General features: G+C 45.8%; 18 protein-coding genes. 6 read left to right on the top strand and 12 right to left on the bottom strand.

Annotated features, from left to right (window positions below; all coding sequences use genetic code 11):
• Nucleotide 1: 1 nt before the first annotated feature.
• From rihC to ACESPQ_RS01710, 3 genes are all read left to right on the top strand, one after another.
• A complete protein-coding gene (rihC, locus tag ACESPQ_RS01720; protein ID WP_002606009.1) occupies nt 2-922 on the top strand; it encodes a ribonucleoside hydrolase RihC in 921 nt (306 codons plus the stop codon).
• Nucleotides 923-951: 29 nt separating this feature from the next.
• The gene (dcuC, locus tag ACESPQ_RS01715) at nt 952-2,367 is read left to right on the top strand and encodes a C4-dicarboxylate transporter DcuC (protein ID WP_002606010.1); all 1,416 of its coding nucleotides are present in this window, start codon (nt 952-954) and stop codon (nt 2,365-2,367) included.
• Between the two features lie 94 nt (nt 2,368-2,461).
• Nucleotides 2,462-3,469: a LacI family DNA-binding transcriptional regulator gene (locus ACESPQ_RS01710; protein ID WP_002606011.1), complete on the top strand. Its 1,008-nt coding sequence runs from the start codon at nt 2,462-2,464 to the stop codon at nt 3,467-3,469.
• A gap of 88 nt (nt 3,470-3,557) precedes the next feature.
• On the opposite strand, the gene ACESPQ_RS01705 is transcribed toward ACESPQ_RS01710, so the two are convergent.
• The 6 genes from ACESPQ_RS01705 to uvrA all read right to left on the bottom strand — a co-directional run bounded on the left by ACESPQ_RS01705 (nt 3,558) and on the right by uvrA (nt 12,070).
• Nucleotides 3,558-5,372, bottom strand: coding sequence for a hypothetical protein (locus ACESPQ_RS01705; protein ID WP_233108873.1), 1,815 nt, complete (start codon nt 5,370-5,372; stop codon nt 3,558-3,560).
• A 383-nt stretch (nt 5,373-5,755) separates the two neighbouring features.
• The gene (locus ACESPQ_RS01700; protein ID WP_008816574.1) at nt 5,756-5,914 is read right to left on the bottom strand and encodes a rubredoxin; all 159 of its coding nucleotides are present in this window, start codon (nt 5,912-5,914) and stop codon (nt 5,756-5,758) included.
• A 2-nt stretch (nt 5,915-5,916) separates the two neighbouring features.
• Nucleotides 5,917-6,837 carry a thioredoxin-disulfide reductase gene (trxB, locus tag ACESPQ_RS01695; RefSeq protein WP_118002169.1) on the bottom strand — a complete coding sequence of 307 codons (921 nt, stop codon included), beginning with the start codon at nt 6,835-6,837 and terminating at the stop codon, nt 5,917-5,919.
• Complete coding sequence (gene lgt, locus ACESPQ_RS01690; protein ID WP_257327768.1) at nt 6,816-8,288, bottom strand: prolipoprotein diacylglyceryl transferase; 1,473 nt, start codon at nt 8,286-8,288, stop codon at nt 6,816-6,818. The genes trxB and lgt overlap by 22 nt, the downstream gene beginning before the upstream one ends.
• Nucleotides 8,289-8,297: 9 nt before the next feature.
• Nucleotides 8,298-9,242, bottom strand: a complete 945-nt coding sequence (hprK, locus tag ACESPQ_RS01685) for an HPr(Ser) kinase/phosphatase (RefSeq protein WP_002606016.1) — start codon at nt 9,240-9,242, stop codon at nt 8,298-8,300.
• Nucleotides 9,243-9,247: 5 nt separating this feature from the next.
• Entirely contained in the window at nt 9,248-12,070 is a 2,823-nt protein-coding gene (gene uvrA / locus ACESPQ_RS01680) for an excinuclease ABC subunit UvrA (protein ID WP_109769813.1), read from the bottom strand.
• Between the two features lie 171 nt (nt 12,071-12,241).
• On the opposite strand from uvrA, the gene ACESPQ_RS01675 reads away from it, so the two are divergent.
• Genes ACESPQ_RS01675 through ACESPQ_RS01665 form a run of 3 tightly spaced genes read left to right on the top strand, consistent with a single transcriptional unit; the run spans nt 12,242 to nt 14,048 of the window.
• The gene (locus ACESPQ_RS01675) at nt 12,242-12,772 is read left to right on the top strand and encodes a hypothetical protein (protein WP_002606018.1); all 531 of its coding nucleotides are present in this window, start codon (nt 12,242-12,244) and stop codon (nt 12,770-12,772) included.
• 57 nt (nt 12,773-12,829) lie between these two features.
• A complete protein-coding gene (locus ACESPQ_RS01670; RefSeq protein WP_002606019.1) occupies nt 12,830-13,312 on the top strand; it encodes an RNA polymerase sigma factor in 483 nt (160 codons plus the stop codon).
• Nucleotides 13,299-14,048 (top strand): hypothetical protein, encoded by a 750-nt coding sequence (locus ACESPQ_RS01665; protein WP_257270723.1) that lies wholly within the window; start codon nt 13,299-13,301, stop codon nt 14,046-14,048. The genes ACESPQ_RS01670 and ACESPQ_RS01665 overlap by 14 nt, the downstream gene beginning before the upstream one ends.
• 303 nt (nt 14,049-14,351) lie before the next feature.
• Here the strand turns inward: ACESPQ_RS01665 and ACESPQ_RS01660 are convergent, their stop codons facing one another.
• The 6 genes from ACESPQ_RS01660 to ACESPQ_RS01635 form a co-directional block, all read right to left on the bottom strand.
• Complete coding sequence (locus tag ACESPQ_RS01660; RefSeq protein WP_118002172.1) at nt 14,352-15,206, bottom strand: DegV family protein; 855 nt, start codon at nt 15,204-15,206, stop codon at nt 14,352-14,354.
• A 115-nt stretch (nt 15,207-15,321) separates the two neighbouring features.
• Nucleotides 15,322-16,176 carry a DegV family protein gene (locus ACESPQ_RS01655; RefSeq protein WP_044903704.1) on the bottom strand — a complete coding sequence of 285 codons (855 nt, stop codon included), beginning with the start codon at nt 16,174-16,176 and terminating at the stop codon, nt 15,322-15,324.
• Nucleotides 16,177-16,324: 148 nt separating this feature from the next.
• Nucleotides 16,325-18,463, bottom strand: coding sequence for a type I pullulanase (gene pulA, locus ACESPQ_RS01650; RefSeq protein ID WP_373143811.1), 2,139 nt, complete (start codon nt 18,461-18,463; stop codon nt 16,325-16,327).
• 483 nt (nt 18,464-18,946) lie between these two features.
• On the bottom strand, nt 18,947-20,104 hold the full coding sequence (locus ACESPQ_RS01645) for a M20 family metallopeptidase (RefSeq protein WP_002606024.1): 1,158 nt from the start codon (nt 20,102-20,104) through the stop codon (nt 18,947-18,949).
• Between the two features lie 112 nt (nt 20,105-20,216).
• Nucleotides 20,217-22,631, bottom strand: a complete 2,415-nt coding sequence (locus ACESPQ_RS01640; protein ID WP_373143810.1) for a glycogen/starch/alpha-glucan phosphorylase — start codon at nt 22,629-22,631, stop codon at nt 20,217-20,219.
• Between the two features lie 400 nt (nt 22,632-23,031).
• Nucleotides 23,032-23,676: a hypothetical protein gene (locus ACESPQ_RS01635; protein ID WP_257334256.1), complete on the bottom strand. Its 645-nt coding sequence runs from the start codon at nt 23,674-23,676 to the stop codon at nt 23,032-23,034.
• Nucleotides 23,677-23,944 lie beyond the last annotated feature (268 nt).

Here is a 23,944-nt window from a genome sequence, read left to right as displayed (position 1 = left end):
TATGAACAAACGTCCGATTATCATCGATACCGATCCGGGTATTGATGACGCACTCGCCATTGCCATTGCATTATTTTCAGAGGAGCTGGATATCCGTCTGATTTCAACCGTTGCAGGTAATGTCGGTCTGGATAAGGTAACCTACAACGCCCTGCGCCTGTTGAAATACTTCGGGCGTGAGGATGTTCCGGTGGCTGTGGGTGCCGACCGACCGCTGATTCGTGAATTTGAAGATGCCAGCAGTGTACATGGAAAAAGCGGTATGGAGGGCTTTGATTTTGAAGAGCCGACGCAGCAGCCGTTAAAGGAAAATGCCGTTGATGCCATGCGTAATGTCATCATGAACAGCAGCGAGCCGGTAACTCTGGTTCCGATTGCACCCTTGACCAATATCGCGCTGCTGTTGAAGACCTACCCCGAGGTGAAGCGGAATATTCGTGAAATCGTCCTCATGGGAGGCAGCGCAAGCCGTGGAAACAAGGGTGTCATGGCTGAATTTAACATCGCATTGGATCCGGAAGCCGCACATATGGTATTCCACAGCGGGGTAAAGCTGACAATGGTTGGACTGGATGTCGGATTAAAGGCTCTGGTATTGCCGGAAGACAGTGAGGAAATCCGCACCATGAACAAAACCGGGGAAATGGCATACTGCCTGTTTAAGAAATACCGCGGGGGAAGCTTTCGCACAGGCCTGAAAATGTATGATGCAACAGCAGTTGCCTATCTGTTGAAGCCGGAGCTGTTTGAGGCGGTGGAAACGTATCTGGATGTAGAGCTGCATGGCACGATGACTGCCGGCTGTACGCTGGTTGATCTGAAGGGCTATTTAGGGAAAGAGCCGAATGCCACAGTTTGTCTGGATATCGACGGGAATGCATTCCGTACATGGTTCAAGGAAGCCATTGCGAAATGCAGATAGAATGTATAATATAAAAGGAGAGAACACATATGAATGATATCATTATGTATGGATCTGCACTGATTGCCGTTATTATCGTCGTTATCATGCTGATCAAAAAAATGGATATTAAAATCACACTGTTTGCCATGGGTATTGTGTTGATGTATATCGCAATCGCCATGGGAAATCCAATCGCAATCAAGGAATTTGAATCAACCGGTCTTACCGTACTGGATCCGCTGAAGGCTGTAATCGATCAATTCAAGAGTACACTTCCGGCTGCCGGCTTCATCATCCTGATTCTGGGCGGCTATTCCGCCTATATGACGAGCATCGGTGCCAATGAGGTTACGGTTCATACTCTTACCAAGCCAATCAAGAAAATTAAATCGGTATATATCCTTGTTCCACTGGTATTCCTGATAGGAAATGTACTGTCTCTTGTAATTCCAAGTGCTTCCAACCTTGCCATCATCCTGCTTGCGACACTGTATCCTGTTTTGCGTCAGGCCGGTATGTCTCCGTTGACCGCAGCGGCAGTCATTGCCACTACCGCAACGGTTATGCCGACTCCTCTTGGCGGTGACAATGTTGCCGTAGCAACAGAGCTTGCAAAATATCCTGCATTTGCAGGTATGAGTGTTACCGACTATGTTATCCAGTACCATGCCATGATTTCCGTACCGACCCTGATTGTTATGGCCGTTGTGCACTTCTTCTGGCAGAAGTTTATGGACAAGAAAAACACAGGTAAGCTGGAAGACAATGTTGAGGTTCACGAGGTTAAGGCGGTTCCGGAAGGCGGATTGTATCGTTTTGTTTATACATTGCTTCCCATCTTCCCGATTCTGCTTCTTATCGTTGTTTATATCATTCGCAGCGTAACCGGAAGTAATGTTGATATCAGTGTTGAGGTAGCTTCTCTGCTCTCCTTCCTGATCGCTATCGTGTGTGAAATTATACGTACGAAGGATAGTGGAAAGGTATTGAAGCAAACAGAAGATTTCTTCAAGGGAATGGGAAGTTCCATGCCAATCGTTGCACTGCTGGTTGCAGCTAGTGTATTTGTATTAGGTCTGAATTCCATTGGTCTAATCGATGCTTTACAGACTGCCATGCTTGGTGTTCAGGGATCAGGAATGGGCTTTGTACTTCCGTTGATTCTGATGGGACTGACGATTCTGATCGTACTGCTGAGCGGAAGTGGAACAGCATTGTTCTATGCCATGGTTCCTTTGATGGTACCACTGGCTGAAGCTGCCGGAATCTCTGCCATCGCCGTATCCATTCCGATGGGACTGTGCGGTAATCTGATGCGTGCGGTATCCCCGGTTGCAGCCGTTGTTGTCATTGTTGCCGGTACGATTAAAGCGAACCCTCTGGATATTGTTAAGCGTACCTCTGTTCCTATGATCGCCGGTGTTGTTACCATGTTTGTTTTATCCATGATCATGTTCCTGTAAAATCATCAGCAATCCCTGCAGGATTATGATAAAATAAAGGTAATTATCAGGAAGGGTAATTACCTTTTTAAAAATTACAGTGCAGGAGGAATATATGAAAGTGACCATTAAGGACATCGCAAAAAAAGCGGGTGTCAGTGTCAGTACGGTGTCGCTCGTGTTGAACGATAGGCCATGCCGTGTAGCTCAGCAGACACGCGACACCATCAAGGACATTGCGAAGCAGTATAATTATAAGGTCAATCAGACCGCAAGAAGTCTGGTCACCAGAAAATCGAATATTCTGGGCCTCATCATTCCGGATATCGAAAACCTGTTCTTCTCCGCATTATGCAAACGGATGGAGGAATACCTCCGGGAGCTGGGATACGCACTCATGATCGTGAATTCCAATGATCATGCAGCGGATGACAGCATGCTCATCGATCTCCTTGTTTCAAGAGGGGTTGACGGTCTTGGTATCACCGTCAGCAATGAATCCTATCAGGATGAAACGATACGCAAAAAGCTGGCATCCCTTTCCATCCCCTATGTGATGATTGACCGTATGTATCCCGATCTGAATTGCAGCAAGGTTTATTTTGATAACGAATCAGGTGCTTATATGGCCATTGAAAAGCTAGTGAAAAGCGGCCACAAAAAAATCGCATGCATCGGAATTTCTTCCGCAAGCAAAACTGGGGCGAGCCGTGTTGCAGGCTATCGCAAAGCTATGCAGCAGTTCCAGCTGGAGGTTCGTGAAGATTATATTCTCGATGGAAATTATCGCTTTCAGGGTGGATATACCTGTGCAAAGCAGCTGATGAAGATGGATGTTACCGCTGCCTTTATCTGTAATGATATGATGACACTGGGGGTCATGCGTTACTTCCAGGAGCATCATGTCCGCATACCGCAGGATATATCCATCGTCAGCTATGACAACACATTAAACCGGTTTACGCTGGGTACTGAGATCACAAGTGTGGATCAGAATGTCGGGCTGCTGGCAAAAACTTCCTGTAATGAGCTGCTGGCACAGCTGCGTGACCCTGCGCATCGTAAACAGGATATCTGTCTGAAGCCGCAGCTGATTGAAAAAGACAGCGTCCAAATCATATAATACAAAAAGTGCACCATGGCATCACCCGAGTGTACTTTTTTCATGTATAACCGCACTGGCTTTGGTTCAGGATGTAAATTGGCCTGTATCATTGAAACAGTCTTTGCAGAATTCGCAGGAAGGGAGCACTGCTTTCCCATACCTCCCCCATGATTTTACCGGATTGAGAAATCGTTTCATACTGTTCACCGGTTATCATGTCCTTTAAGGCAGCCGGATTCAATGTAAGAAATTCCCGCAGTACGGCGCTTTGCGACTGCTTTATCTGTGAAGAGCCTGTATTCTTGTTCTTCCCTGTATATAATTGCTCTGTATCCGCACAATCTGCTTGGGTTGTCGTCTGTTTTGCATCCGTTTTTCCTTCATGTTTCTCCATCCTGGTCACCTTCTCTTTTTTTCTCTGTTCTTTTTTTACAGCTTCGCTTATCTGTGAGGCATCCTGTCCAATCGTCCAAGGTATCGTTTCGTCTTTGTCATTCGGTGTATCCGGTACATAGGGAGACTCTCCTCTTCCACCGCCCTGCCCGTCATTTCCTTCTCCTCCGCCATCATTTTTATTCTGGTCAGAAGCATCCGGAATCGGATTTCCGGCAGCATCATGCACCTTTAGCACATAGCTTCGTCCATCATAATATCCACCGATGATTTCAACTCTGGCATAGGTGAACGGTTCTGTTACCTGCAGCATATAAACAACAATATACGGTGGCAGGACAATGCTTCCCGGTGCATACTGCGACATGCTGGGGATGCTGTCGTATTGAAATTTCCAATGCGTTCTGTCAGTGCTTGTATACAGATGAATCGCTTTGGCATTATATGCCCGGGGAATATGAAAATAATAATCGGTATCATTGCGAATCATATACAGTGACATATCAAATACAGGTTCGCTGTCGGGGATGATATAAAAGGGAAACGCATGCTCAATGATATCGATTCGTTCCCTGCTGCTTTCATCCGCAATACCATACAAATAAAATGGCTTGTGTGTCTGCATGCCACGCTCATATGCTGTGGTATCATACTGCAGGGATATCTGAAAGCTTTTTTCTTCTCCGGTTTCTGACACAGCAGTCACTTCAACCTGCTTAGGCAATGGCAGATCATTCACCGTATGGGATTGCAGGGCTGCAATCTCCTTTGCCGGCATGGGAGTGTCCAGCTTCCATTCCTTTTCCAGCGGTTGATTGTTTTCGACGATAATAACCTCATTGCCGATATAGTATCCGTCCGGTATCTGAATCGCCTTTGAACCAGTGCCGTTTACCTCAATGCGTGAATACTCAATTTGAAACCAGTCTGCAAGCACGCCGATGCTGTTGGCTCCGTTGGTATAGATATCAACATCCGCCATACTTGCGGAATAATAATGTTCCTGATACGGATTTTTATTTAATACTCCGATTGCATTGTCACCCTCAGCACTGATATAATTCTTCTTATCTGTATATTTTGCATATAATCCTTCACCGCCGGCTATTTCCAGAGCTGTGCCCTCTGTGCTGTGAATGCGCAAACCAAACGCACTTACACCGGTATTCATATATACCAGCGGTCTGTTTTTTCCGCTGCCCTCTATCGTCAGTGTTTTTTCTTTATCGACAAACCCCCATGCAGCATCGTTATTGAAATTATCTATATTAACGTTGGAATCCCCATCGATGTTATTTTCAATTCTTACCTGATAGCCATTGGTGTGAATGGTAATCTCTCTGCTTGTGATGATATCCGCATTGATGATCATGTCACCCTGCATTTCAAATGTCCCGCCCTGCGGATGCTCCTGTACAAAGCTGAGAAAGCGTTCAAATTCCGTTTGTATGCTATCAGCCGCATATACCGGTAACAAATAATGAAGCAGCATACATACCATGATTCCAATTCCTGTTATCCTTTTCATATTCTCTCACCTTTCACTGCATCACTTCTTCTATTTTAGCATATCCTGTCAGCCGGCAATATAACAGATTTCACATTTGAAGCATTCTTTATGCCATGGAATGTATTCCCTTGCGGTATTTATCTACTCTTCCTTATATTATGAGGTATCTGTTGTGATTTTTTTGTTTCAGAAAGCCATGACAATCAGGAAATGATAAGCTGTATGTGCATAGTTTTACATTGTATGCATGAAGAAAGTCTGTTTTCATAAAGCAGATGATTGTTCGCTATACAAGATACTTTAAGAGACAGAAAGAGAAGCATCAATGCAGAAAAAAAGACAGGTCTTCCAATATCCATGCAGGATATTGCGGATGACTGTCTTTCTTTATCCCATTCGATTTACAGCTGTGTGAACATTTCCTTCGGTGCACCGCACAGAGGACACTTGAAATCCTCCGGAAGCTCTTCCCACTTTGTACCCGGGGCAATTCCCTGATCCGGCAGACCTGCCGCCTCATCGTATTCCCAGTTACAGATATCGCAAACGTATTTTGCCATAATCAGATCCCCTTTATCTCATGAAATGCATGCTGTGCCGCAATGGCTCCGTCGTTGGTTGCCGTAACAACCTGGCGCAGTTTTTTCGCAATGACGTCTCCGGCACCATAGATGCCCTTTGCCTTTGTTTCACAGTTTTCATCCACGATCATGTAGCCGCGCTCATCCAGGATACCCAGCCCCTCTAAAAAGGAGGTTGCCGGATCCAGTCCGATATACGGGAATATGCCATGTGTTTTCATTTCTGTTTCCACATTCGTATCCACGTTTCGTATGACCAGACCGGTAACGCGCATACCGTCATCGACAACACGCACCGGCACATGCTTTGTCACCACCGTGATTTTTGGATTATCCTTGATTGCATTTTGAACAATGCTGTCTGCACGGAATACATCCCGTCGTATTATGATATTCACCTTGCTGGCAAACTGTGTCAGATAATTTGCTTCCTCCAGCGCAGAGTTGCCGCCGCCGATGACCACAACCTCCTGATCGCGGAAAAATGCACCGTCGCATACTGCACAATAGGATACACCGCGTCCGACATTTTCCAGTTCCCCCGGCACATTCATCATACGCTCCTGTGTTCCGGTTGCCACAATGACAGCCTTTGCCTCATACGCCGTTCCATCCTCACAGACGATTTTTTTATATGCGCCATCCTCCACACGGATGACATTGCCATACAGGTATTCCGCACCAAAGGATGTGGAATGCTCAAACATATCGCTTGCCAGCTTGGCACCGTTTGTTTCAATAATGCCCGGCCAGTTGCTGATTTCCGCCGTCTTGATCAGCTTTCCTCCGGGAGCACCCATTTCCAGCATTGCTGTTTTCAAGCCGGCTCTGCTTCCATATATTGCCGCACTCATGCCGGCAGGTCCGGCACCAATGATTATTAAATCGTAACGTCGCTCCATTCGTGATCCTCCTTTATGATCGTAATCAGATCAGACATGTCTCTAATGATAGCACAGGGTTTGCATAACTGCATCTCTTGTGCCCGTGATTCTTCATAGACAAAGGCTACCGAGAAGGCGCCCATCTTCTTACATGCCTCTATATCCGTAGGTGCATCCCCTACATAGACAACATCATCATGCGGAACATGCAGCTGTTCACAGGCAGTCAGAATACCAATCGGATCGGGCTTCGGCCGCTCAACGTCCGCACCGCCCAGGATAATCTCAAAATACGATTCCAGATCAAACTGCTTCAATCCCATACGGACAATGTCCTGCAGCTTGTTGGACATGACGGCAAGCGGATAATCGTTTGCCTTTAAATATTCCAGCGTTTCCTTCACATGGGGAATCGGCTTGACAAATTCATCATGATGCTCATGATTGAAAGCACGATAGCAGGCGATGATTTCATCCACCTGTTCCTCCTTAAAATAGCGCAAGAAGGACTGCTTCAGCGTAGGTCCCAGAAAGGACTGCTTTTCCTCTTCACTCAATGTATAGCCCGGCTTGTATTGTGCAAAGGTATGCTCAAAGGACTTGTAAATCAGCTCCTTGGTATCCACCAGTGTGCCGTCCAGATCAAAGATCACCGCCGGCTTGTGCTTTTTAAACGGATAGATGTTTTTAAATACCTTATCCCAGACACCGAGTATTCCTAAAATGCCGATCAGGACACCGAGCAGAGATACCAGCTGTGCGACGCGAAGTCCTCCCAGCATCAGGGAATCGGTTCGCATTCCTTCAATAAAGAAGCGAATCATGCCATACCATGCCAGATAGGCAAATGCCAGATCCCCGCGTTTTTTTCTGCCGTGTTTTTTATAAACAACGGTAATCAATACGAAGCCAATCAGATTTCCGACGCTTTCATACAGGAAGGTCGGCTGACGGAATGCACCGTCAATATACATGTGATCACGGATAAAGGCCGGGAAATGATCATAGAAGCTGGCATTTACCACACCGCCATACGCCTCCTGATTTATGAAATTCCCCCAGCGGCCGATTGCCTGCGCAAGCATCATATTCGGAAAAACAACATCCATAATACGCAGTCCGTTATACTGATAGCGGCGGAAGTAGAACCATCCGAATATCGTTCCGGCAATCACACCCCCGTGAATCGCCAGACCGCCCTCCCATATATAGAAGATACGGATCGGGTCTGCCGCATACAGATTGTTCCATTCAAAGATAACATAATACAGACGGGCACCGATGATGGCGATCGGCAGCATCATCAGAAAGAAGTTTTCAAATACATCTTCCTTATACCCCCATTTCTTAAACTGACGAAGAGATAAAAAATATGCCAGAAAGGCACCGGACAGAATCAGCACGGCGTACCATGTGACCTGTAAGGATCCTATCGTCAATACGGTTTTCATATCGGGAAAAATTGTCATAAAAGCCTCCTATTGTTCATTCTTGTTCTTTTCGATATAGTCAAGGACACGCTGCTCAAACTCCTTGGCGCTGTCCATCCCCATGACGGATAACATATAATTCGTTACCGCAGATTCAATAATGACTGCCATAGAACGGCCTTCACGCACCGGGACAACGATTTTCGGTATGTCGATGCCCAGAATATTCTCATGCTTTTTTTCTTCGATTCCTACGCGGTCATAATCCTGATCCGCTTTCCACGGCTCCAGATTGACCTGGAAATTGATTTCTGCTTTAGGCAGGACAGAGCTGACGCCGAACATTCTGGATACATTGATGACACCGATTCCACGAATTTCCAGCATTTCCCGCAACAGCTCCGGAGCCTTCCCTACAATTTTGTTGTGGATTCGATAACAGTCCACTCGGTCATCCGCCACCAGCAGGTGACCGCGCTTGATCAGCTCCAATGCGATTTCACTTTTCCCCATTCCGCTTTCCCCGCGAATCAGTACACCTTTTCCATAGATGGAGAGCAGTCCTCCGTGAATGCACATACTGGTTGCCAGCTGCTCATCCAGAAACGCCACGATATCGACAATCAGACGGTAGGTCGGGGAGCTGGATAGGAAAATCGGAAAGTTTTTCCGCTTCGCATAGCGCTTTAATACATCCGGACACTTATGTCCCTTGGTCACAATAATGGCCGGTGTCTGTTCGTTGGTGATAAAGTCAAAGGATTTCCGCTGCTTGTGTACGCTCATTGTCGCAATATAGGCGATTTCCTTATCTCCGAGGATAACCAGCCGCTTCTGCTGGGAATTCTCAAAATAGCCTGCCAGCTCCAGACCGGGGCGGTTGGTATCCGCAATGACAATGGGACGCTCCAGAGATGCATCATCTCCGGTTATCTGTATGAAGTCAAAGTTTTCGACAAGCGTTCTGACTTTCACGATATTCTGTTCTTCCATATGCACTATCCTTTCTCCAGTACCTTTTTCAGATACTGACCGGTATAGCTGTTTTCTACCTTGATGATCTGCTCCGGTGTTCCGCTCGCAATGATCGTACCGCCTTCGTCACCGCCCTCCGGACCGATATCAATGATATAATCCGCACTTTTGATAACATCCAGATTGTGTTCAATGACAATGACCGTATCACCGTTTTCCACAATCCGCTGCAATACCTCCAGAAGCTTTTTCACATCATGGGTATGCAGACCGGTTGTCGGCTCATCCAGTATAAACAGGGTTTTACCGGTTGCTTTTCTCTGCAGCTCGCTTGCCAGCTTGACACGCTGCGCTTCACCGCCGGACAAGGAGGTTGCACTCTGTCCCAGCTTGATGTAGCCCAGACCGACATCCTTCAGCGTCTGCAGCTTATGTTTAATTTTATGCATATTGGAGAAAAAGTCAATCGCTTCCTCCACGCTCATTTCCAGAACATCATAAATATTTTTTCCCTTGTAGGTTACCTGCAGGGTTTCTTCATTGTAGCGCTTGCCGCCGCATTCCTCGCATGGGACATAGACATCCGGCAAAAAGTGCATGGATATGCGCAGGATGCCATCTCCCTGACAGGCTTCACAGCGCCCGCCCTTCACATTGAAGGAGAAGCGTCCCTTTTCATAGCCGCGCATCTTTGCTTCCGGGGTCTGTGTATACAGATCACGAATATCGTCAAATACGCCGGTATAGGTCGCAGGATTACTCCGCGGTGTTCTTCCGATTGGATCCTGTGAAATATCAATCAGCTTGTCGATGTTTTCAATCCCCTTGATTTTCTTATGCTTGCCGGGACGGATTCTTGTTCTTCCAAGTGCATGCATGACACCCTTGCTTAACACCTCATTAACGAGGGATGATTTTCCACTGCCGCTCACACCGGTAACGACCGTTAATGTTCCCAGAGGGATTTTCACACTGACATTTTTCAGGTTGTTTTCGCTGGCACCGACAATCTCCAGCTTCTTGCCGTTTCCCTTACGTCGTTTCGTAGGGATTTCTATCTTTCGTTTCCCGCTCAGATACTGACCGGTTAAGGAGTTTTCATTTGCCATGACCTCCTCCGGTGTACCGGCTGCGACAACATTGCCGCCATGAATTCCGGCGCCCGGACCGATATCAATGACATAATCACTGGCGCGCATCGTATCCTCATCATGCTCTACAACAATCAGTGAGTTGCCAAGATCCCGCATATTTTTCAGGGTGTCGATCAGACGGTCGTTGTCCCGCTGATGCAGACCGATACTCGGCTCATCCAGTACATACAGAACACCGCTTAAACGGGAACCGATCTGGGTTGCCAGACGGATTCGCTGCGCTTCTCCTCCGGACAAAGAGCCTGCCAGTCGATCCAGCGTCAGATAACCGAGACCGACATTGCTCAAAAAGCCCAGACGATCTGCGATTTCCTTGAGGATCAGCTTAGCGATGTCCTTCTGCTGCTGTGTCAGCTCCAGCTGCTTCATAAATTCGATTGCCTGCTTGACAGACATGGTTGTCCATTCATAAATGTTGATGCCACCTACGCGAACACTTAATGCCTGTTCATTCAAGCGGCGTCCCTTACAGATTGGGCATGGTGCCTCCGCAAGGAAGGTCGCATACCATTCTCTGGACATTGTAGAGCTGGTTTCCATGTAACGGCGTTCAATCAGAGTACATACACCCTCAATAAATTCCGTCTTTTTCATGACATTGCCGCTGCGGCTTGCCAGCCGATAGGAAATGAGATCCTTAGAGCCATACAGTAATATGTCCAGTTCGCTTTTCTTCAGATCCTTGATCGGTTTATCGATATCAATCTTATAATAGTCAATAAGTGCCTTGAAACGCTGCCATTCCAGATTTTCTGTTCCGACAATATTCTTATAATATATAATACCGCCCTGTCGTATGGACTTGGTGCGATCCGGGATCAGATAATCCACATCCACCTTCTGCGTGATGCCAAGTCCCTTGCAGTGGTCACAGGCACCAAACGGTGCATTGAAGGAAAACAGCCGCGGCTCCAGCTTCGGAATGTTGAAGCCGCAGTATTTACAGGAATAATTGCTGGAAAACAGAATCTCCTCTTCATTATATGTAACAACCGCCAGTCCATCACTCAGTTTCAGCGCAGTTTCCAGTGAATCGTGGAGGCGGGAACGATCACTCCCCTTTACGATCCGGTCTACCACCACATCGATATTGTGCTTTTTGTTTTTCTCCAAAGACTCCACATCCTCCAGAAGCTTCATTTCTCCGTCAACGCGGACACGGATATAGCCTTCCTTGCGCAGATGCTCAAACAAATCCCTGTGGGTTCCCTTTTTGCCATGCTCGATTGGAGATAAGATGGTCAGTCGTGTCTTATCCTCAATTTCCATGATACGGTCCACCATCTGCTTGATCGTCTGTGATGTGATGGGTTCATTGTGTGTCGGACAGTAGGGGATACCCACCCTTGCATACAGAAGTCTCAAATAGTCATAGATTTCCGTTACCGTTCCGACCGTGGAACGCGGATTGTTGCTGGTCGTCTTCTGATCGATGGAAATGGACGGGGAAAGTCCCTCAATGGAATCCACATCCGGCTTCTCACTGTTGCCAAGGAACTGGCGTGCATAGGCACTCAGCGATTCCACATACCGCCGCTGTCCCTCTGCGTAGACCGTATCAAATGCAAGAGATGTCTTACCGGAACCGGATACACCGGTCATGATGACAAACTTGTCTCTCGGGATACGGATATCAATGTTTTTCAAATTGTTTTCTCTAGCGCCTTTGATATCTATATAGTCATGATTCATAATCATTACCTCCAAACTTACCATATTATTATACATTAGTATTCCCGAAAAAGCCTAAGATTTCGCATCTTTTTTGTAGGAATTTCAAAGTTTGGAAAAAAATTAAATTTCTTTGAAAGGTTTTTAAGGGCTGCGGCATGTTATAGATGGAAACCCTAAGGAGGAAACAAAATGAAAAAGAAAGTTATGTTAGCATCCCTGCTGGCAATCGGACTTGCGGCAGGTGTAGGTACACAGATTCATGCACAGGATACAGCTTATCTATGCGGAGGCTATCATTCTCATATGCATTCTGCGGCGGATGGATGCCTGCGTACGTTAAAGGAACAGCAGGCGGCAAGAGATGCGGCTGCCAAATGTCAGGCTGAAGCAGCACAGAGACAGGCGCAGACGACACGGAAACAGAATGCGTCAACAACACCTGCTTCCAACACCACGGTACAGCCGGAAGCAGTGAGTACAGCGAACGCAAACAGCTCACAGCAGCCGGTATCACAGACTGCACAACAGGTCGCAGATACTGCATCCAACCCTTGCCCATATCACGAAAATTGCGACGGAATTCATCAGCATAGTGAAAACTGTGATGGAACTCACCAGTTGAATGAAAACTGCAATAACGGTATGCAGGGGTATCACCATAGTGAAGGTCGTGGCCAGGGAGCGCATCACGGCAATGGAAACGGCCATCACGGACGATAGAACAAACATGGTTTCAAAAATTGCGGTATAATGGAGGCATAGAGGGATGATAACGGTATGAAGAGTGAAGAGGAAATACAAAATGCCATAGAGCTGTATGCGGATATGGTACAGAAAATCTGTGTTCTGCATATGAAGCAGCGGGCAGATGCCGAGGATGTGTTCCAGACAGTCTTTCTGAAGTATGCGCAGAGTGAACCGTTTCGGGACCGTGAGCATGAGAAGGCATGGCTGTTAAAGGTAACAATGAATGCATGCAGGGAGAGATTTCGCGGTTGGTTCCATAAACATGCAGATTTACAGACTGAGGTGGAGGCCTGTGCCGATCTTAGCGAGGCTTCCTATTTCCTGCTGGATACATTGAATCAGCTTCCTCCGCATTACCGTGATGTCCTGTATCTGTTTTATTATGAAGGCTATAAGGTGCGGGAAATATCTGAAATCAAAGGAAAAAATGAAAATACAATCCATACCTGGCTGAAAAGAGGCAGGGAAGCGCTGCGTGAAAAACTGGGAGGTGAGCTTGATGATTTTCGATGAGTTTGACGGCATTCATGCCAGTGATGAAATCAAACAGAAAACCCTTCACAACGTCATGAAGCAAAGAAGCAGAAAGAAAAGAACCGGTATGACAGCAGCTCTCACGCTTTGTGTCACCTGCCTTCTGGTTGTTCTGTTTCAGCCCTGGAGGCTGATGGAGGCTTCTCCTGCACCGGCTCCTGCCCCTACTTTGGCAGTATACAGCTATGTGACTCTGGATATCAATCCAAGTATGGAATGGAAGCTGGATGAACAGCAGCGGGTGGTGAGGGTCACTGCCTACAATAAGGATGCGGACAACATTCTGACTGAGCTGCAGCTGGAGGGAAAGCAGTTGGATACAGCACTTCAGATGCTGCTGGACAATGAACAGTTTTCCGCTTATATGAAAACAGGCTTTCTGGAGGTCAGCGTGTATTCTGAAAACAGCAGTGTTTCTCTGGATCTGGAACAGCAGATCAATCAGCAGCTGGAGGAAGCGGTGCCGCAAAATCAGTTTCACTGTTCACATTTGGATGATGATACGCATCAGGAAGCACAGCAGCATCATATGTCTGCCGGCAAGTATCGTGTAATTGATGAAATCCTTCGGCATGATTCTGCAAAGAGTGTCGAGGAGCTGCAAAAGCTAAGCATGAAGGAGCTGTATTCCGTTTTGGAGCGTTATGATCCTTCGGCAGTACCGGAAGGATGCCATGGAAGGCAGATGAGAAAAGGGCACCATCACGGCAGCTAAAGCTATTCCCTGATTTCGATACCATCAGCTTACACAGCCTATTGGATGGGACTACAGCCTTTTGAAAAAGAAAGAGCAGAGAAAAGGAGTGGGCAACTAACATATGTCTGTTGCTTATAACACTCTTACATAAAACAAACACCCCGGCTCTGCTGGAGTTTTCTCATAAAAAAAGCACGGAGCATTCATGTTATATGATTGTTCTGTGCTTTATGCTTTTTGATTATGACAGAAATTTTCGATGCCTATGCAGGAATCGTTTTATACTATCGCTCACAGATTGCTTTGTCCGGGATTTCTTCCTTATTCCTTGATCTGTTTAAAATACTGAACCGCCTGACAGCCGCGTCCCGTGTGAACACCTACCACACTTACCAGCTTGATGATCTGATGCGTTGCATTTGGAAAAGCCTGTTTCAGCTTGTCCATATACACAAGTGCCTCAGCCTCGTCATCCGCATGGGCAACGGTGATCAGATAGGAATCATCCACATGCTCACGCTTCATAATTTCAATTACACGGTCCATCGCCTTGTGCATCGTGCGAACCTTGTCCAGCACATCAATTTTACCGCTTGTTTCCTCATTGATTTTCAGAATCGGCTTGATTTTCAGCAAGCCGCCCAATGTGGCTGCCAGCGGTGTCAGACGTCCGCCGCGTTTCAGATGCTGCAAATCGCTTGGCAACAGTATGGTATTGGTTGTATGCACGATGCGCTGCAGCACTTCCTTGATCTGCTCAATGCTTTTTCCAGCCTCATGCAGCTGCTTCGCCAGCTTGATCATGTATTCCTGCACTACCGCTGTTACATGGCAGTCAACATAATCAAACGCGATACCCTGCTGCTGTGCAATCATTTCCATGGCATTGATCGTACCGCTTAATCCGCTGCAAATCGGTACCGCAAAAATCATGTCATAGCCCTGCTGCTTCAGTCCCTGAAACAGCTCCTCAATTTTTCCAAGAGAAGGCAGGGAGGTGGAAAGCATCTTTCCATCCTTCATCAGAGCATAAATTTCATCAATGCCCAGCTCCTCCAAATCCTGATAATTTTTATTGTCACAGCTGACCTGCAGAGGTACGCTGTAGATTTCAGCCTGCGCAAGCTCCCCTACGGATTTCCCGGTCCCACTGTCTGTCACAAATGCTATTTTCATATGATTCAGCCTCCTGTTGTTTCTATTATACCTTATTTTCTCTTCAAAAAAAACTGTGTCTCCTTCGGTTCGACGGTTTCCGCTTGTATAAGACAAAAGGTGCACCGGGCACCTTTTACATTTCCACCTTGCGGATATACTGAATCCCCAGACAGCCTACACCGGTATGTGCACTGATAACTGCACCGATCAGACCATAGTATACATCCAGTCCGGGAAACGCCTCTTCCATCATGGCTTTCAGCTTTTCGCCTTCCTTTGGCGCCCCGCTGTGAAGAACAGTGAGCGTGTAGGCTTCATTCAAGCCGCGCTCCTGAAATGTGGAGATTGCCTTGGACTGTGCCTTGCTCATGGTACGAACCTTATCGTACACATCCACCTTGCCTTCACTTTCACGATCCAATCGCAAAATCGGCTTGATTTTCAGCAGTCCGCCAAGTGCAGCTGCCAGCGGTGTCAGCCGGCCTCCACGCTTCAGATGCTGCAAATCATCCGGTATAATCAGTGTCCCGCTATCTGCCGCACTCGCACGCAGACGCTCCACGATCGTTTCCAGATCATGTCCCTGCTCGACCAATTGACTGGCACTGATTGCCAGATAGCGCTGGATATTGCAGGTTGTATACGATTCGATGACATGCAGATTCACCTGATGCTCCTTGGCTACCGCCTGCATGACACTGGAGGTGGAGGATAAGCCGCCACTCAGCGGAACTGCAATGACCGCTTCATAGCCCTCTGCCTTAAGCTGTGTAAACAGCTCCTCCACAAGTCCCATAGGAGGCATGGAGGTTGTCGGCATTTCGCCGTTTCTCAGATACTCATAAATCTCTTCTACGGTTATATTCTCTCCATCCAGAAACATTTTGTCCTGAATGATGATTTGCAATGGCAGATAATAAATTCCTAATTCGCCGGCCTGCTGCTTTGTCAGACCGCTGCCGCTGTCGGTTACGATTGCGATTTTCATAAGACTCGCCCCTTTTCTGTATTCGTGTTCCCTCGCGAATGCAGGGTTTTCAATACGGTCAGTTACACAGACGTGTAAAAATATCCTGTTTCATTATACCAAGTTTATTTTGAAAGTCAAACGAGAATCACCATGTTCTGCTTTCCAATTATCGGATGCCGGGTTTCAAAAAGTCATTTCGACTGAATACAATCGTACTGTAAGGCTCGATATTGACCTTTTTAATCAGGATATCCTCGGATGCTCCGTTATAATATAGCAGCGGATATGCCGCCTCAAATTCATAGGAAAAATATTCTCCTGTCGGATTGAAGATAATCACCATATCATCATGCTCGTCCCTGATTTTATACAGCAGTACCTTTTGGGCGATATCCGAAAAGGACACGTGCTGTTCCACATCCTCTTTCATGGAATAACGCAAAATCGGATGCTCCTTGCGGATACGGATCAGATCCTTTGTGATTTTCACCATATCCTGATACTGGTTTCTGCGCAGATAATCCAGTTTATTGATTTCATCACTTTCTTCATATGTGTTGGGAAGCCCGTGCTTGCTGCGGGCAAATTCCTGTCCGGAGTGGATGAAAGGGATACCCTGCGCAAGCAGAACTGCCGCCATCAGCATTTTGGCACGGGCAATGCGCACCTCCTTGCTGTCTTCCTTGCAGCATTCCTTCAGCTTGTCCCAGGACGTCATATTGTCATGGCATTCCACATAATTGACAGCGTTTCTCGGATGGGTGAACATCGGCTCCATTCCGATATTCGTACAGCTGCCGCTCAGACAGTTCTTCATGATATCAAGCAGGTAGACTGCCCCGGTGCAATAGCCCTTGACACTGACCTCGTTGGTATTCGTACGTCCCTTGACAACATCCCGGAAGCGATCGGAGAAATGAGCGACATACGGCATCTGTGCATTGTTGGAAATACTGGCACGTTTTCCGGAATCCAGAAAGCTCGGCATATCCCAGCCCTCGCCATAAACCATGAAATCCGGATTGAGTGCTTTGCAGGCCTCATATACCGCATTGATGGTTGCCACATCCAGAATTCCCATCAAATCGAAGCGGAAGCCGTCAATATGATAGGTTCTTACCAGATAGGTACAGGCATCCACAATATATTTATGACACATGTTTCTGCGGGAATCCACATCATTTCCGCAATAGGTACCATTTGAGAAGTCACCGTTTTCATTCATTTGAAAATAGTAATTCGGTACAGTGTTTTCAAAGGCATGTGTTTCCTTATCGTATACATGGTTGAATACGACATCCAGATTGACACGGATCCCCTGCTTGTGGCATTCCTCTATAAGCTTTGTCAGCTCGAACATACGGCCGTATGGATTCGCCGGTTCTGTACTGAAGCTGCCTTCCAGAACACGATACTGCACCGGATCATAGCCCCAGTTATAATGCATCAGCGGATAGTTTTCATCCACAGAGCCAAAATCCGTGACCGGCATCAGCTGAATGTGCGTGATTCCCAATGTCTTCAGATAAGAAAATCCGCTGCATTGCTGCTTCGTTATTTCATTTTCCTCTACAAACCCACGGAATTTTCCAGGCATTGTGACACCGATTCCCTTCTGCATCGTGAAATCGCGCACGCTCGTTTCGTAGATAATGGCATCGCAGGCACTGGTCATTTTCGGCAGGGGTACGTCCCGCACGCGGATTTTATCCAAATCGACAACCGCACTTCTGCGTGAATTTTCAATCGAAGCTGTCCCATACGGGTCAATGCTTTCCCGCCAGACACCGTTTACCCGGACAAGGTAGACATAGGTCGCATTCTCCAGATTTTCCAATATGGTATAGCGGTATACCCCCTTGTCTGTCCGTTTCATTTCATACGTATACAGACGGTTGTTCTTGCAGACCTCCAGCTTGACTCTGCTGGCTGTCGGTGCCCATAAGGCAAATGCAGTCTGGTCTCTGTCATAGGTATAGCCGAGATCATTACCGTCATAAAAAAACTGTTCATCAAAACGCTCTGTCTTGACGATACCGCTGTATTCCAGCACCACACCCCGTGCATGCTGATGCATCACCTGATATTCCACACCGATTTCGATGGGATCGTATAATGACAGTGTATATTTATTGTAATTATTTTGTGTTGTTTCTATGGACTGAATGTGAAGGTCAAAGAGATGCCCCTGATCATCCTTCAGATAGAATTTATTGCTGACTCCCTCATAGCTGTTTCTTGACATAAATACAATGACCTTGTCATAGTCATCCAGATATGCCTCGTAATACTTTTCCTGTCGCATACTTATCACCATGTATTATTATACCAGAGTTTTCCAGGTTTATCACCAGAAAGGTAAAACAGGTGCTGTTCTTCTGCTAATCTGTTCAGATTACAGGGAAATGAGGGGTGTTTATGGCATCATACGGATTACAATTTCAGCTTTCAGGAACATAAGACAGTCGACAGCAGTAGAAAGGTAAGGAATTTTATACCTTTTTGTAATACAAAGTCATAGAAATAGTAAGCATTGTATTCTTATTGAAAAGGAAAAAAAGCTGCTTGATCTGCTCCTTATCTTGGCTTGAAAAAAGCACCTGCACGAAGGATAGTTTTTCGGCATACCACCGTTTGTACAGATACTATTTAAGTATTATCAAGCTGATGCATCATGGTTTAAATTCTTATAAGCACAAGATGGCAGAGAACCTTTCCCTTGTTCTGTTTACGCTATTTGGATTCGGTTTCCTTTGCACCTTTGGCAGCAGAAAAGCGGCAATTGGGATTATTTTCTATTGGCCTTAAGTTCCCGCCATGCCTTCTCCATGATATCAGGCTCCATAATGAGACGTCTGCCGATATCAGCTAATGCAAGTGCTCCGTCGAACAGTGCCCGGCTGCCTTGCTGTGATATCGTGGCAGCTGCCATTTCACGGGAATGACCGTTTACACAGCTGTCCGCGATTTTGATATAGCCCTGCAGGGTTGGACAGCAATAGCTGACACTTCCCACATCACTGCTTCCCTGCGCAACCTCGTCCACCCCTTCCCATGGATAACCGAAATCCTCATACTCATCCTTCAGCATATCCGCAAGAGTATAGTTGATAACACAGTCATCATACGGACACTCATAGGTGGTAATACGACTTGTACATCCGCTCATCGTACAGGCGCCTTCTACACAGGCTTTTGCTTTTTCACAAAGCTCCTTTACATATTCCATCGTTTCCCCGCGGAAATAGTATTCCAGACTCGCATACGCAGGAATAACGTTTGCAGCTTCTCCTCCATGCGCGATTACTCCATGGATAAATGTATTCGGTTCTGCGAACTGACGCAGCAGATTGATTGACATATAACTCATAACTGCCGCATCCAGAGCGCTCTTTCCGTTCTGCGGTGTACAGGCATGTGCATTCTGCCCAAAAAACTCAAAGCGCAGTGGATAAATGGCAAGTGTTCTTCCCCCAAGGGAGTTCTTTGTATCCGGGTGCAGCATCAGCGCCGCATCCACATCATCAAACACATGTGCAGCAGCCATGGAAACCTTCCCTCCGAAATTTTCCTCTGCCGGTGTGCCAATAATGCGCACCTCTCCGCCGATGTTCGACAGTATGCTTTTTAACGCACAACCCGCTGCCAGTGACATTCCGGCAATCAGATTGTGACCACAGCCATGTCCAACCTCAGGTAAGGCGTCATATTCACACATATAGGCTATGACAGGCCCCGGTTTTCCACTGTTCCATACACCAAGAAAGCCGGTCGGTACCACGTATTCCTCCGTTACTTCAAATCCCTCTTTGCGCAGCATCTTGCACAGGACACGCATGGAACGAAACTCCTGATTTCCGATTTCCGGGTGTTCATACAGATCATTAACCAGATATTTGTATTCCTCCATATGTTCCTGTATATAATGCTTCAGCTGTTCCTTCATATCATCCCTCTTTCCTTTTTCACCATTGTATAGGCGAAACAGATATTTTTCAAGTCAAGATGTCATGAAAGCAGAAAAAAGAACTGAATGTCCAGTTCTTTCCTGTTTTCGTTTATTTCATATTTACCGGTTCAATATTCCAGATTTCATCCGCATACTGCTTAATTGTACGATCACTTGAGAAGTAACCGGACTGTGCGATATTGATCAGGCAGGTTTTTGCCCATTCCTCTTTATTGCGGTAACGCTCTTCAATATTTTTCTGTGCGTGAGAATAAGCTTCGAAATCCGCCAGCAGCAGATACTCATCATTCTTGAACATCAGCTCGTTATAAATCTGCTTGAAGTCCTTCGGATCATTGGAGAAGGTGGAATCCACAAAGCTGTTTACCACCTTCTGGATGTTGGCGTTCTCATTGTATTTCCGCCATACATCATAGGTGTTTTCATGCTTGACAAGGGCTACATCATCTGCACGTAAGCCGAAGATTTCCGCATGATCATAGCCTACTTTCTCCACGATTTCCACATTGGCACCATCCATGGTCCCCAGTGTAATCGCACCGTTCATCATAAATTTCATGTTTCCGGTACCGCTTGCCTCTTTACCGGCAGTGGAAATCTGTTCGGAAACATCTGCGGCATTCATCAGAATTTCCGCAATGCTTACTCCATAGTTGGGAATGAAGACAACCTTCATATATGGAGAAACATCCGAATCGTTGTTTACCTTGTCCGCCACGCAGTGAATCAGCTTGATTACCTCTTTGGCAAATGTATAGCTAGGCGCTGCCTTTGCCGCAAAGATAAAGGTTCTCGGATAGATACGGAAGGATGGATCCTGCTTCATACGGAAGTACAGATCGATAATGTTCATGACATTCAGCAGCTGACGCTTATAGGCATGCAGACGCTTTGCCTGTACATCGAAAATGGAATTGACATCGATATCAATGTGCAGTGTCTCCTTAATATAAGCCGCAAGGATTTTCTTGCGCTCCATCTTCACATCCATAAATTCCTTCTGCAGATCCTTGTCATCTACATACTTCATAAGATCCTGCAGACGCTCCGGGTTTGCTTTAAAATCAGGACCAATCGTCTTTTCCAGCAGGTTGCTCAGCTGCGGGTTGGAGTACAGCAGCCATCTTCTGTGTGTGATACCGTTTGTTTTGTTGTTGAATTTATTCGGATAGATGTCATGGAAGTTCTTCATAACATCCTCTTTCAGAATTTTCGTATGCAGTGCAGCTACACCGTTGACACTGTGAGAGCCGATGATTGCCAGGTTTGCCATGTGAACCTGTCCGTCCTTCAACACGCAGCACTCATTCATCAGATCAGATCTGCCCATATCATGACTTACCTCATATTTGAAGCGACGATCGATTTCCTCGATAATCATGAATACGCGCGGCAGCAAATCCTGTACATACTGAATCGGCCATTTTTCCAGAGCCTCGCTCAAGACAGTATGATTTGTATATGCCATGGTATTCTTTGTAATATCCCAAGCCTGATCCCAGTCATATTTATAATCATCCATAAGAATACGCATCAGCTCCGGTATACAGAGTACCGGATGGGTATCGTTCAGCTGAATCGCAACCTTTTCCGAGAAGTTATCCAGTGTATGATAGGTAGACATGTGCGATTCGATAATATTATTCAATCCTGCGGCTACGAAGAAATACTGCTGCTTCAGACGCAGAATCTTGCCATGCTCGGTGGAATCATCCGGATAAACATTGCGGCAGATTTCACGCACCTCGTTTACATATTCGTTCAGACTGCTCGCATCACAGGCATCATCCGCAACCTCTGCACTCCACAGACGAAGTGTATTTGTCAGGTTGGTGTTCTGTCCGACAATCGGCATGTCATAAGGTACGGCACGTACAATCAGGGACGGCACATGGTTAACGATTGCCTTGCCGTCTTCTCCCATCCACATGTCCACATGTCCGCCAAAGTTGACATTAACTGCATGCTTCGGTTTCCGCACTTCCCAGACATTGCCTAAAGACAGCCACTGGTCAGGTACCTCCACCTGCTCGTTGTTTACGATTTTCTGTTTGAAGAGACCGTATTCATAGCGGATACAGTTTCCATGTCCCGCCAGATTCAGACTAGCAAGTGAATCGAGGAAGCAGGCAGCCAGACGACCCAGGCCACCGTTTCCAAGACCTGCATCGCTTTCCAGATCCTCCAGTTCATTGATATCCTGTCCAAGCTCGGCAAGACCTTCCTTGGCGATTTCATAGATTCCCAGATTCATCAGGTTATTTGTCAGCAGTCTTCCCATAAGAAATTCCATGGAAAAATAATACATCTGCTTTTCCTGTTTTTCGGCTACGACATTCTTACTGGCGTTCCAGTGAATGCTTGCATAGTCACGAACCATTTCCCCCAGAATCATATATTTTTCAGTGATGTGGGCCTGTTCAAAAGAACGGCCGTAGCGCTCTATAATTCTTCTTTGAAACTCTTCCTTGAACTCATTTTTGTTTTTAAATTCGTTAGCCATAACTTTAACTACTCCTTCCAGCTCGCCTTTTATTTTACATTATTTTACACGTAATTACAAATACAAAAACTGTACGTAAAGTGCGCAAAGCCTCCCTTCTCCTGCTATTTTATGGTCTATCTTCTCTTTTGTGACAAACAGAAAGAAAGGATACCGCTTCCACGATTTATGAAAATTTTAAAAGAAAAGAATATCCGAGCATTTCTCTGATATTCTTTCCATTTATTCTATATTTAAACGTCGTATTTCGTATGATTTATAATTTGTAAAAATGTATACAATTCCTTATTCTCATACGAATAAGGCTACTCGATATCCTTTGTGAAGACCCAACTCTGTATTTCTTTAAGCAGTACCCTTAGGGAATGTAATGATTATACCTCTATGGCTTCAGAATTGCTTATTCAACTTTTTTGATATATATCTTAAAATCGCCATATTCAGGATAAAAATTTACGATATTCAAATACTCGTTTCCCTGAATTTTGAGTATTGCACTCTTTTTATTTTTAACCTGTGCCATATCCATTGCCTCCCATTTATTTTCAGTTTTCATTTCCACCTGGAAAAATATCTCTGCGTTTTTATGCTTGCCTTCGACGCTTACTTCGTATGTGCCCGCTTCAATTTCTTCACCACAGCGAAATGCTCCTGTGGTATTGTCCAATACGGCGATATCATCATGAAATTTCAATGGTTCGAATTTAGATCGAGTCATTATCACAGAGCTACCCTGTGATAATGATATCTTGTTACGGTCGTAATATTTGTTATTTAAAATTGTTTGATCATATCCCAGCTCAAATGCATTCGTCTTAACCGGTTCCTTTGTAGAAACGTCATAATATCCAGGTTTAAAGCCATCCTCACCGACTACATATTCTTTGTCTCCCGCAATTACGACTCTGTCTGTCAGGCTGGATAATACACTACCCTGCTTAGAAACCAGCGCTTCCTTACTGTTATTCTGTGTAGCAATTATTCCAATTGTGCATACTGCTGCTATGCCAAGCACGACAGCTACTAGCTTGTGTTTCTTTTCCATGGTATGCCCTCCTATTTAAGAGTTATAAATTTCAGACTATTCAGCTAATTTCCTAAAAGTTACTATGAAATAAATCCTAATCCAGATTTTGTATAAGTCGATCACCTTCTTCACTGTTTTTAAAGTATGCTATCCAAGTATGATCTTAATTTATTGTTTTTCCCTTACTTCGGATTAAATATGCCTTTATTCATACTGAATTCAAATCAATCCCCTATTGATCTATACTGGCAAATACAGAGGAGGACATAAGAACTGTCTCCAAGAC

It is taken from the genome of Clostridium sp. HGF2, assembly GCF_964240115.1.
Classification (GTDB): domain Bacteria; phylum Bacillota_I; class Bacilli_A; order Erysipelotrichales; family Erysipelotrichaceae; genus Clostridium_AQ; species Clostridium_AQ innocuum.
Note: the sequence above shows the minus strand (reverse complement) of the source record. Positions and strands in the feature narration are given on the sequence as shown.

Excerpts from the sequence above, each read along its gene's own strand:
- rihC (WP_002606009.1), top strand. The coding sequence starts at position 2 with ATGAACAAACGTCCGATTATCATCGATACCGATCCGGGTATTGATGAC.
- dcuC (WP_002606010.1), top strand. The coding sequence starts at position 952 with ATGAATGATATCATTATGTATGGATCTGCACTGATTGCCGTTATTATC.
- ACESPQ_RS01710 (WP_002606011.1), top strand. The coding sequence starts at position 2,462 with ATGAAAGTGACCATTAAGGACATCGCAAAAAAAGCGGGTGTCAGTGTC.
- ACESPQ_RS01705 (WP_233108873.1), bottom strand. The coding sequence starts at position 5,372 with ATGAAAAGGATAACAGGAATTGGAATCATGGTATGTATGCTGCTTCAT.
- ACESPQ_RS01700 (WP_008816574.1), bottom strand. The coding sequence starts at position 5,914 with ATGGCAAAATACGTTTGCGATATCTGTAACTGGGAATACGATGAGGCG.
- trxB (WP_118002169.1), bottom strand. The coding sequence starts at position 6,837 with ATGGAGCGACGTTACGATTTAATAATCATTGGTGCCGGACCTGCCGGC.
- lgt (WP_257327768.1), bottom strand. The coding sequence starts at position 8,288 with ATGACAATTTTTCCCGATATGAAAACCGTATTGACGATAGGATCCTTA.
- hprK (WP_002606016.1), bottom strand. The coding sequence starts at position 9,242 with ATGGAAGAACAGAATATCGTGAAAGTCAGAACGCTTGTCGAAAACTTT.
- uvrA (WP_109769813.1), bottom strand. The coding sequence starts at position 12,070 with ATGAATCATGACTATATAGATATCAAAGGCGCTAGAGAAAACAATTTG.
- ACESPQ_RS01675 (WP_002606018.1), top strand. The coding sequence starts at position 12,242 with ATGAAAAAGAAAGTTATGTTAGCATCCCTGCTGGCAATCGGACTTGCG.
- ACESPQ_RS01670 (WP_002606019.1), top strand. The coding sequence starts at position 12,830 with ATGAAGAGTGAAGAGGAAATACAAAATGCCATAGAGCTGTATGCGGAT.
- ACESPQ_RS01665 (WP_257270723.1), top strand. The coding sequence starts at position 13,299 with ATGATTTTCGATGAGTTTGACGGCATTCATGCCAGTGATGAAATCAAA.
- ACESPQ_RS01660 (WP_118002172.1), bottom strand. The coding sequence starts at position 15,206 with ATGAAAATAGCATTTGTGACAGACAGTGGGACCGGGAAATCCGTAGGG.
- ACESPQ_RS01655 (WP_044903704.1), bottom strand. The coding sequence starts at position 16,176 with ATGAAAATCGCAATCGTAACCGACAGCGGCAGCGGTCTGACAAAGCAG.
- pulA (WP_373143811.1), bottom strand. The coding sequence starts at position 18,463 with ATGCGACAGGAAAAGTATTACGAGGCATATCTGGATGACTATGACAAG.
- ACESPQ_RS01645 (WP_002606024.1), bottom strand. The coding sequence starts at position 20,104 with ATGAAGGAACAGCTGAAGCATTATATACAGGAACATATGGAGGAATAC.
- ACESPQ_RS01640 (WP_373143810.1), bottom strand. The coding sequence starts at position 22,631 with ATGGCTAACGAATTTAAAAACAAAAATGAGTTCAAGGAAGAGTTTCAA.
- ACESPQ_RS01635 (WP_257334256.1), bottom strand. The coding sequence starts at position 23,676 with ATGGAAAAGAAACACAAGCTAGTAGCTGTCGTGCTTGGCATAGCAGCA.